The sequence below is a fragment of the Succinatimonas hippei YIT 12066 genome, assembly GCF_000188195.1.
GTDB classification, from domain to species: Bacteria; Pseudomonadota; Gammaproteobacteria; order Enterobacterales; family Succinivibrionaceae; genus Succinatimonas; species Succinatimonas hippei.
Window position 1 is genome coordinate 1 of sequence record NZ_GL830983.1, and the last position, 9,750, is coordinate 9,750.

Consider the following 9,750-nt stretch of genomic DNA (forward strand, 5'->3'; position numbering starts at 1 on the left):
TCTTTTATTTCTATCTAGAACAGCAGAGTTCGGGGAATTTTTTAATCGCCGTTTTGATACGTATTAAGGGGATTTTGTTTTTTTCTTAGCTAAAAAAGTCTTACTTCCTAAAAATCTAGTACAAGTTATATCAAGATGTGCAATGATTTGTTTTTTAACGAAGATTTTTTGTTAATTTTAAGCAGACTTTTTCGGCATTTGTCTTGTATTTGATTTTGAGCTTTTTGCGTAATATAAGCTACGGTAAAAATACTCTTATGGTATACTTTTCTTCTTAAGAACATATCAATTCTAAAAGTTTTTTGTCTTATTTTTCAAAATGTTGGTGCCGAATAATGTTATTTAGAAAATTGCGCGGCTTGTTTTCCAATGATTTGTCGATAGATTTGGGAACGGCAAATACCCTTGTTTATATAAAAGATAAAGGCATCGTTTTAAATGAGCCGTCAGTCGTTGCGGTAAGACTTGATAGAAATGGCGGAGCTCAGCGTAAAGTTGATGCCGTGGGTAAAGCCGCTAAAGTAATGCTCGGACGTAATCCTGAAAATATTGAGGTAATTCGTCCGATGAAAGACGGTGTGATAGCCGACTTCCAATATACGGAAAAAATGCTGCAGTACTTTATTGATAAGGTTCTTGCAGGTTCACGCTTCTTTCCTTTTAAGCCTTCCCCGAGAGTTTTAGTATGTGTTCCTTGCGGTGCTACGCAAGTTGAAAGACGTGCAATACGTGAGTCCGTTGAGGGGGCGGGGGCCAGTGAGGTATTTTTAATTACCGAGCCGATGGCTGCTGCAATCGGTGCCGGTTTGCCTGTGTCCGAAGCTTCAGGATCTATGATCATTGATATCGGCGGAGGTACTACTGAGGTCGCGATTATTTCTTTAAACGGAATCGTTTATTCAAATTCTGTACGTATCGGCGGTGATCGTTTTGATCAGGCAATCATCAATTATGTGCGCAACACCAAGCGTTACGAAATAGGTGAGTCTACTGCAGAAAAAATCAAGATTGAAATCGGATCTGCATATGCAGAGCAGGAAATGAAGGAGATTGAAGTTCGCGGCCGTTCCGTTGTTGAAGGTGTTCCACGCTCTTTTACTTTGAACTCAAATGAAGTTCTTGAGGCGTTATCCGATCCGATAAAAGGCATTATCAGTGCCGTGCGAGTTGCTTTAGAGAGAACTCCTCCGGAACTTGCGGCCGATATCGCCGAGCGCGGCATGATGCTCTCAGGCGGCGGTGCCCTTTTAAATAATATTGATAAGTTGATTCGTGAAGAAACGGGAATCCCGGTAGTTATAGCAGACGATCCGTTAACCTGTGTAGCTCGTGGCGGTGGTCGTGCTCTTGAAATGTACGATGCAAGAGAAAGCGAGGTCTTTGATTAAAAGATCTTTTTCTGAGGTTGCGTTTTGAATAAGCCTGAAATTTCAAACGGCTGGTACATTTTTCGTTTCGCTCTCATCTTTTTGCTATCGATAGTGGTTATGCTTTCTGATATCAAGTTAAAGGTGATGAGCGATTTTCGTTATTATCTTGAGACTGCTTTATATCCGGTAATGGTTTTTGCCGATTCTCCGCGATCGATAACCGATGCGGTAACAGAGCAGTTTAAAAGCCGTGAAGCTTTGATAAGTGAAAATGAACAGCTTGCTCGTGAGCTCTATACTCAGCGGGCCGATTTGTTGCGCCTTAAATCATTGGAACTTGAAAATGCCCATATGCGCAAGCTGCTCAATACTCCTTTACAGGAAACGTCAAAGCGAATGGTCGGCATTGTCCTTGATGTGAATATTGATCCGTATTTAAAACGGGTCGTAATTAATCGCGGTACCGGATCCGGGGTGTACGTAGGCATGCCGGTTATTACTGAAAAAGGTTTAGTCGGACAGGTAATTTCGGCAAATTACGCAAGTTCACAGGTTTTATTGCTTATTGATTCGGTAAGCTCGGTTCCGGTTATGAATTTACGTTCCCAGATAAGGGCTATAGCTTCGGGGGTCGGTGTCCATGATTTATTATCAATTGATAATGTTCCGCGCAATGCCGATATAAAGGTAGGTGACGTCCTTGTTACTTCAGGTTTGGGCGGTGTTTACCCTGCAGGATATCCTGTGGCTGTGGTAACAGAGGTAGGTGGTGATAAATCGGCAACCTTTGCTTCAGTCAAAGCCGCACCTTTGGTGGATTTTGATCAGATCCGCTATGTGCTGATGCTTTGGGTTCAAGATGATTTTCTTAACGAAAATAGTCAAGAATCACTGCCTGTTAAGAGTCGTACCGATTCAAAAAATGTTTTAAAGCGCGAGTCGATAAGAAAAGCGCTTGAAAAACTGTCTTTGATTAATCCGAAAAATTCGGATATGAAAAAGGAGGCTTTTAATGGATAAGAAAAAAGCCCCCAAACATTCAAGTTATCTGGTGTTCGGTTTTTCGGTTTTTACTGCTTTATTTCTTGAAATAGTGAACTTTCCTGCCGAAATAGAAATGTTTCGTCCGGATTTTTTGGCGTTAGTGTTAATTTATTTTGCTTTTTTTGATCCGCAAAGGATCAATATAGGTCTTGCCTGGATTTGCGGATTATTTTTGGATTTGCTTACCGGTGCGCCGTTGGCTATTAATGCTCTTATTTGTGCTTCACAGGTGTTTATTATTCATACGCAGTTTAGACGTTTTTCAAATTATGTTATTTATCAGCAGGCAATAATCATCGGTTTGGTAAATATTATTGCTCATGTTGTCGCATATTGGCTTGAACACCTTTTAGGTGCCGGAAATTACCATGTCAATTTTATCGGTACTGCAATCGCCACTACGATAGCATGGATGTTTATTGCACTGTTGCTTAAGTTTTTATGTAAAAAATTTGCAGTTGTGCCATTTGGCGCAGAACAGGAAGATTGATGTACGACTTAATTTTGGCTTCGTCCTCTCCAAGACGTCGCGATTTTTTAAATAATATGGGCTTGACGTTTATTATTGTTTCTCCGGAAATTGACGAAAATCCTTTTGAAGGGGAAAAACCTTATGATTTAGTGGTTCGTCTTGCTCATAATAAGGCTTTTGCGGTTTTTACCAATTATTCTAAAAACGTGGTTTTGGCTGCTGATACTATTGTCGTGTGTGACAATGAGATTTTAGGTAAGCCTCACGATCGTGAAGATGCGCTTAATATGATATTAAAGCTTTCAGGTAAGACGCATCAGGTTTATACCGCAGTTTGTATCGTCGGTCCTCAAGGTAAAGAAGAATTTGTGACCGTAACTGATGTCACTTTTTCTCATTTTGATGAACGATTGGCAAAGATTTATGTAGATTCGGGAGAAAGCGACGATAAATCAGGTTCGTATGCATTGCAGGGAATTGCGGCAATGCTTATTGAAAAAGTTAACGGATCGGTAAGTTCGGTAGTAGGTCTTCCGGCTTGTCAGACTCGTGAAGCTTTAGAGCGCTTTTCAATTTTTCCAAGAACGGTTAAGGCGTTAAAGTAATTATGTCGGATATTTTTAAAAAAGCATCATCCGTGCTTCTTGATCCTGCAGATATAGATAGAAACTTTTTAGATAAGGCATTATCGGAGCTTGCATCACGCAAGATTGATTTTGGTGATATGTACTTTGAGAAAAATGTCACCGAAAGTTTCTTTTTAGAAGAGGGGATCGTTAAAGGCGGATCTTATGATATTTCAAAGGGGGTCGGTGTAAGAGCGGTTCTTGGAGAAAAAACCGGGTTTGCTTACTCTGATGTTATTGACAAAACTTCGCTTATCGAGGCGTGTAAAGCGGCTCGCAGTATCAGCAGCGGGCATGAATGCGGCAAAGTTAAAATTTTAACGAGAAAAGATTTTACCCCTTTATATACAGATGAAAACCCTATTGACAGTTTGCCGCGCGAGATAAAAGTTTCGATTTTAGAGCAGCTCGATAAATGTGCACGTTCTCTTGATAAACGTGTAATACAGGTTATGGCAAGTTTAGGCGGATTATATTGTCATAAAATCGTAGTAAATACTGACGGTACTTTTGTTTGTGATATAAAGCCTACAGCACAGTTGTCGGTCACGGTTATCATGGCAGGATCCGACGGAAGAATGGAGCAGGGCTTTGCTTCAACCGGCGGAGCTTACCTTTTTGACAGATTTACAAAAGAAGGTGTAGTTGAATCTCTGGCCAAAGAGGCGGTTCGCTCTGCCGCTGTTAATATGGAAGCAATTCCGGCTCCGGCAGGAACTATGCCCGTGGTATTGGGCGCCGGATGGCCGGGTGTTTTGATTCATGAGGCCGTAGGACACGGTCTTGAAGGTGATTTTAATCGCACGAAGAGCTCGGCTTTCAGCGATAAGATCGGAACTAAGGTTGCATCTTCTGCCTGCACCATTATTGATGACGGAACCATAAAAGATAGGCGCGGCTCTTTAAGCTGTGATGATGAAGGTACTGTAAGTCAGCATACGGTTTTAATCGAAAACGGCATATTAAAAGGTTATATGCAGGATAGACAGAATGCTATGCTGATGGGGGTTCAATCAACCGGCAACGGACGCCGCGAGTCATACAGCTGTCTGCCGCTGCCGCGCATGACCAATACTTATATGCTGCCCGGCAATTACACTAAAGATGAAATAATTTCTTCAGTTAAAGACGGTATTTATGCCGTTAACTTCAGCGGCGGACAGGTCGATATTACATCAGGAAAGTTCGTGTTCAGTACATCTGAAGCTTATTTGATTAAAAACGGCAAAATCGATGTGCCGATTAAAGGAGCTACTTTAATCGGAAACGGTCCTGAAGTTATGAATCTGGTGTCTATGGTAGGAAACGATTTGAAATTTGATGCCGGAATAGGAACATGCGGTAAGAACGGACAGTCGGTTGCTGTCGGTATCGGACAGCCTACGCTTAAAGTCGATGCATTAACCGTAGGCGGTACTCAAGCTTAATTATTTGCCTTCTTCCTCAATGTAGGGCTTGGCAAGTTCATCGGGAATTGCGGCGCCGCTGCGCTGCAATTCGCTTTTTATATATTTAAATAAGGCTCGAGCTGCAGGGCGTTCGCCTTTTTCTTGGGCAAGTTCGTCTTTTGCTTTTTTAATAAGGGTTCTTAATTTATTTCTGTCAGTGTCGTTAATTACCGCAGTAAAAGTATTTAAAGCCTTGACGCCACCGCGGATCAAATTTTCACGCAGATTTTCAAGACGCATAGCGTTAGGATCGGCTTTGGGGGTGGCACCGATTGATTCGATTTGTTTTTTTAAATCTTCTGCGTCATAGGCACGAAGAAGCTTGGCTGCAAATTGCAGTTGACGGCGTTTTTCATCTGAGTTTTTGCGCATGCCGCGGGCTATGACAAAAGCTTCTTTAACACTTTCGTCCGGGAAGTTTAAATGTTTAAAAGATAATGTTCCCAAGTCGGCAATTTTATCTGCAAGTTTACGAATAGCTTGAGCTTCTCTCTTGTATGCACTGCGGCTTAACTCTTCAGGTTCGCTGTCAAAACCTTCAAAATGCTGTTGTTCTGCCATGGTGATCCTCATTTTCTGTATGTTGCTCAATTTTAGCCGAAATTTTGCCGATCCCAAAATTAAAACTCGGTGAAGGTATCTTGGACGGCTTGTAAATTTTGGCTTTTTTACTGAGCTTCGGATACAATTGACGCTAGCAATTTAAATTAAAAGGAAAGCGGATAAAAAATGACAGAAGATTTTTACGCAGCTATCGCAAAAGAAGAGAGCAGAATTAAAGATATAGCACAAAAAGCAGTTGAATATGCTAAATCATTAGGTGTTGATGAAGCTGAAGCTACCATCGGTTTGCAGAAAGGATTATCGGTTTCAACTCGTAAAGCTGATGTTGAAAATATCGAGTTTAATAAAAATCGCGGACTTGATATTACTGTTTTTAAAAATAAAAAGCGCGGCAACGCTTCTACTACGGACTTTAGTGCTGATGCTATCAAATCATGTGTTGAAGCAGCTGTAAATCTTGCTTCTTTTACCGACGCCGATCCTTGTGCCGGTATTGCCGATAAGGAAGATTTGTGCACAGAAGAAAAAGATTTAAAGCTTGTTTATCCTTTAACGGAAGATGTTGATAAAGTTTTAGCTTTGGCACTTGAAACTGAAAAGATTGTTTTAAAGGATAAAATTAAGGGTATTAAAGACAGTGACGGAGCAGGCTGTGAAACTTCATTGGTGATAAAAGCGATTGCTAACTCCCACGGTTTTGTCGGAACCAAAGCTCGTACGTTCAATTACTTAGGTCTTACCCTTTTAGGAGATGACGGTATTAAGATGCAGCGCGGATCGGGATATTCGACAAGTCTTGATTTTGCAAAATTAAAAGATCCTCAAATAGTTGCGAAAGAAGCTGTAGATCGTACTTTGGAAAAATTAAATGCCAAGAAAATTGCCACTGGGATTTATAACGTAATTTTTTCAAAGGGAGCCATGATGTCCTTATGGGGACATCTTTTAAGCGCTATTTCAGGCGGTGCAGTATACCGTAAAACTACTTTTCTGCATGAGAGCTTAAATGAAGCGGTATTACCTGAGTTTATAACATTGCATGAAGATCCTTTTATTACAGGAGGTCTTGCTTCAGGCAATTTTGACGGTGAAGGAGTGCAGGCAAGAGTCGGTGATATTGTGGCAAAAGGAGTACTTAAAGAGTTTTTATTAAGTTCTTATACTGCACGGAAGCTTAATTTAAAGACAAACGGGCATTCCGGCAGCGTTTATAATCTTTGCGTGGTGTCAGATAAAGATCCTGTAAGTTTAGATGCAATGATGAAAGATGCAGGATCGGGGATTGTCATTACCGATTTGATGGGACAAGGCGTTGATTTATTAACCGGCAATTATTCAAGGGGTGCTGCGGGCTTTTATTTTGAAAACGGTGAGCGCAAGCACGCCGTAGAAGAAATTACCGTTGCCGGTAATCTAAAAGATATGTTTAAGAAAATTGCGCTTGTCGGTAATGATTATGATGATCGCTTTAAGATAAAATCAGGATCTCTTTTAATCCCTGATATGACAATTTCCGGTATTTAAGTAAGTTTTTTAAAGAAAAAAGAGCTTGATAATCAATATGTTCAAGCGCTTTTTGTTTTTAGTGATAAAAATGCGTTTATTAAGATTTGTTGCTGTTTTGGCAACTATGTTGATCTGCTTTCACGGAAACGCTGCAGAAGTTAAATATAGTAAAAATTTAGCCGGAGTTTTTGATGACTATAGCGGAGTTATGGCAATAAAGGAGCTTAACGCAGACAGCATATTGGTCTCTGACAAAATACGTGCAGCTAAGCGTTTTCCTCCAGCTTCGACATTTAAGATTGCGCATAGTCTTATTGCCTTAGATCAAGGAATAGTTAAAAACATTGATGAAATATTTTTCCGTTATGACGGACACAGTCAATACTTTTTAAAGTCGTGGCAAAAAGACATGGGGCTTAAAGAAGCGGTGCAGACGTCAAATGTCGAAGCTTTTAAAGTAATGGCAGTTAAAATCGGTAATGAAAGAATGCAGAGATCCTTAACTTTATTTGATTATGGTAATTACAGAATTGGAAGTGACGTAACTTCTTTCTGGCTTGACGGAACGCTGCAAATTTCTGCGCTTGAACAAATAAACTTTTTAGAAAAGCTGCTTAACGGGCAATTGCCGTGCTCTAAGGCTGCACAAAAAGAAGTGGAAAATATTTTAAAGCTTGAAGCTAACGATAAATATGTTTTGTACGGAAAAACCGGACTTAGTTCAGGACCTAATCAAATAGGTTGGTTTGTCGGTTTCATCCGTAAGGAAAGCCAAACCTATATATTTGCACTTAATATAGATATGAATGAAAACACACCGTATGCATTAAGAATTGATTTAGTAAAGAAAGGAATAGATAAATTAGATTTGTAATACTGCAAATTAATATTCAACACATTGTTTTTGATAATAAAAAAGAAGGTGACTTTTTAGTCACCCTCCTTTTATATAAATATCTTGATGTTAAATCAGTTATTCATCAAGAGTAACGATAGAAGTTCCGGTCATCTCTTCGGGAATAGGCATACCCATTAAGTAAAGCATGGTCGGAGCGATGTCGCAAAGGCGTCCGCCTTCGCGCATATGAGCCTTGCGTCCGTAGTAAATGAAAGGAACAGGCAAGTTGGTATGAGCGGTGTAAGGCTGACCGGTGGTCAAGTCTTTCATACGCTCGCAGTTGCCGTGGTCAGCAGTAATGAGGCATTCGCCGCCGACTTTCTTTAAAGATTCAATAACGCGGCCGATACTGCTGTCAACTGCTTCAACAGCCTTAACTGCAGCATCGTAAACACCGGTATGTCCTACCATGTCGCCGTTAGGATAGTTGCAGATTACGACATCATACTTTCCTGACTCAATAGCGGCGCAGAGCTTATCGGTAAGTTCTTGAGAGCTCATTTCAGGCTGCAAGTCGTAAGTGGCTACTTTCGGGCTCGGGATTAAGGTACGATCTTCACCGGGGAATACGGTTTCAACGCCGCCGTTGAAGAAGAAAGTAACGTGTGCGTATTTTTCGGTTTCTGAAATGCGCAGCTGAGTCTTGCCATGAGAGGACAGCCATTCGCCTAAGGTGTTCTTTAAATCCTCAGGAGGATAGGCGCAGGCGGTATGAATGTCCGCAGCATACTGGGTAAGCATTACGAAATCGGCAAGTTTAGGAGTTGCTTTGCGGGCAAAACCGTCAAAATCAGCGTTAACAAAAGCACGAGTGATTTGACGGGCGCGGTCGGCTCGGAAGTTCATGAAAATCATGGTGTCGCCATCTTCCATCGGAACCTTTTCGCCGATAACAGAGGCTTTGATGAATTCATCGTTTTCGCCTCGAGCATAGGCAGCTTCAATTGCGTCTTTTGCAGATGGGAATGAAGGGAATTCGCTCTTGCCTAAAGTTAAAACGTCATAAGCCTGTTCGACGCGATCCCAGCGGTTGTCACGATCCATGGCAAAGTAACGTCCGACGATGGTGGCAAAGCGTCCTACGCCTAACTCTTTAAAGAGTTCTTCAAAAGGCTTGATGTACTCAAGGATGCTGCGCGGCGGAACGTCACGTCCGTCACCGAAGCCGTGCAGGTAAATCTTTTTGGCACCGCGCTGCGCGGCAAGCTTAATCATAGCAAGGATATGATCCTGATGGCTGTGAACGCCGCCCGGGGATAAAAGACCCATGATATGAACGGCTTTGTCAGCTTTAACGGCTTTATCTACAGCTTCGCATAAAACTGCGTTTTTAAAGAAATCACCGTCTTCAATAGCTTTGGTAATGCGAGTGAGTTCCTGATAAACGATACGTCCTGCGCCTATGTTGGTGTGACCGACTTCGGAGTTGCCCATTTGACCGTCAGGCAAGCCTACATATTTACCAGATGCCTGAATATCGGTATGAGCGTAGTGGGCGCAAAGTGAATCCAAAACGGGATGTTTGGCGTGAGCGAAAGCATTGAATTCGGTAACCGGATTGTCACCGACACCGTCCATAATGATAAGAGCTAAAGTTTTTTTGGTAGCCATCGTTTAATTCTCATTAAAAAAAGAAATTCCAACTAATAATTGTACCTTTTTTAAGCGAAGTTGGACAAAGAAAGGCGGTATTGTCGCTAAATTTAATCACAATTGTTGTTTGGGCAATTAGCAAGAACTTTGTTATTTGAATGAATCCTGTTAAATATTCTATAAAAAAGCCCTCAATTGTGAACTGTACCCCGTTTGGTAGACAATTAAC

General features: G+C 41.3%; 10 protein-coding genes. 7 read left to right on the forward strand and 3 right to left on the reverse strand.

Features of this window, described 5'->3' with window-relative positions:
• Positions 1 to 335: 335 nt before the first annotated feature.
• From HMPREF9444_RS04480 to tldD, 5 genes are read left to right on the forward strand one after another with little or no spacing between them, the layout of a single operon-like run.
• Positions 336 to 1,388 carry a rod shape-determining protein gene (locus HMPREF9444_RS04480; protein WP_009143175.1) on the forward strand — a complete coding sequence of 351 codons (1,053 nt, stop codon included), beginning with the start codon at positions 336 to 338 and terminating at the stop codon, positions 1,386 to 1,388.
• 24 nt (positions 1,389 to 1,412) lie between these two features.
• On the forward strand, positions 1,413 to 2,390 hold the full coding sequence (gene mreC / locus HMPREF9444_RS04485; protein ID WP_050778998.1) for a rod shape-determining protein MreC: 978 nt from the start codon (positions 1,413 to 1,415) through the stop codon (positions 2,388 to 2,390).
• A complete protein-coding gene (mreD, locus tag HMPREF9444_RS04490; RefSeq protein ID WP_009143177.1) occupies positions 2,383 to 2,904 on the forward strand; it encodes a rod shape-determining protein MreD in 522 nt (173 codons plus the stop codon). The genes mreC and mreD overlap by 8 nt, the downstream gene beginning before the upstream one ends.
• Positions 2,904 to 3,491, forward strand: coding sequence for a Maf family protein (locus tag HMPREF9444_RS04495; RefSeq protein ID WP_009143178.1), 588 nt, complete (start codon positions 2,904 to 2,906; stop codon positions 3,489 to 3,491). The genes mreD and HMPREF9444_RS04495 overlap by 1 nt, the downstream gene beginning before the upstream one ends.
• A gap of 2 nt (positions 3,492 to 3,493) precedes the next feature.
• Positions 3,494 to 4,939 carry a metalloprotease TldD gene (gene tldD / locus HMPREF9444_RS04500; RefSeq protein ID WP_009143179.1) on the forward strand — a complete coding sequence of 482 codons (1,446 nt, stop codon included), beginning with the start codon at positions 3,494 to 3,496 and terminating at the stop codon, positions 4,937 to 4,939.
• Here tldD and yjgA read toward each other — a convergent pair whose 3' ends face one another.
• Positions 4,940 to 5,521 carry a ribosome biogenesis factor YjgA gene (gene yjgA / locus HMPREF9444_RS04505; RefSeq protein ID WP_040909227.1) on the reverse strand — a complete coding sequence of 194 codons (582 nt, stop codon included), beginning with the start codon at positions 5,519 to 5,521 and terminating at the stop codon, positions 4,940 to 4,942.
• A 168-nt stretch (positions 5,522 to 5,689) separates the two neighbouring features.
• Here yjgA and HMPREF9444_RS04510 point away from each other — a divergent pair, with 168 nt between their 5' ends.
• Both HMPREF9444_RS04510 and HMPREF9444_RS04515 read left to right on the forward strand, forming a co-directional pair.
• Complete coding sequence (locus tag HMPREF9444_RS04510; RefSeq protein ID WP_009143181.1) at positions 5,690 to 7,048, forward strand: metallopeptidase TldD-related protein; 1,359 nt, start codon at positions 5,690 to 5,692, stop codon at positions 7,046 to 7,048.
• Between the two features lie 70 nt (positions 7,049 to 7,118).
• Complete coding sequence (locus HMPREF9444_RS04515; RefSeq protein WP_040909229.1) at positions 7,119 to 7,904, forward strand: class D beta-lactamase; 786 nt, start codon at positions 7,119 to 7,121, stop codon at positions 7,902 to 7,904.
• Positions 7,905 to 8,003: 99 nt separating this feature from the next.
• Here the strand turns inward: HMPREF9444_RS04515 and gpmM are convergent, their stop codons facing one another.
• A complete protein-coding gene (gene gpmM / locus HMPREF9444_RS04520) occupies positions 8,004 to 9,539 on the reverse strand; it encodes a 2,3-bisphosphoglycerate-independent phosphoglycerate mutase (RefSeq protein WP_009143183.1) in 1,536 nt (511 codons plus the stop codon).
• A gap of 13 nt (positions 9,540 to 9,552) precedes the next feature.
• On the reverse strand, positions 9,553 to 9,750 hold a 198-nt coding region (locus HMPREF9444_RS11220), incomplete at its 5' end, for a hypothetical protein (protein WP_222859201.1).

What these genes read in the sequence shown, in the direction of transcription:
- HMPREF9444_RS04495 (WP_009143178.1), top strand. Translation starts at nt 2,904, where the DNA reads ATGTACGACTTAATTTTGGCTTCGTCCTCTCCAAGACGTCGCGATTTT.
- gpmM (WP_009143183.1), bottom strand. Translation starts at nt 9,539, where the DNA reads ATGGCTACCAAAAAAACTTTAGCTCTTATCATTATGGACGGTGTCGGT.
- tldD (WP_009143179.1), top strand. Translation starts at nt 3,494, where the DNA reads ATGTCGGATATTTTTAAAAAAGCATCATCCGTGCTTCTTGATCCTGCA.
- HMPREF9444_RS04480 (WP_009143175.1), top strand. Translation starts at nt 336, where the DNA reads ATGTTATTTAGAAAATTGCGCGGCTTGTTTTCCAATGATTTGTCGATA.
- HMPREF9444_RS04510 (WP_009143181.1), top strand. Translation starts at nt 5,690, where the DNA reads ATGACAGAAGATTTTTACGCAGCTATCGCAAAAGAAGAGAGCAGAATT.
- HMPREF9444_RS04515 (WP_040909229.1), top strand. Translation starts at nt 7,119, where the DNA reads ATGCGTTTATTAAGATTTGTTGCTGTTTTGGCAACTATGTTGATCTGC.
- mreD (WP_009143177.1), top strand. Translation starts at nt 2,383, where the DNA reads ATGGATAAGAAAAAAGCCCCCAAACATTCAAGTTATCTGGTGTTCGGT.
- yjgA (WP_040909227.1), bottom strand. Translation starts at nt 5,521, where the DNA reads ATGGCAGAACAACAGCATTTTGAAGGTTTTGACAGCGAACCTGAAGAG.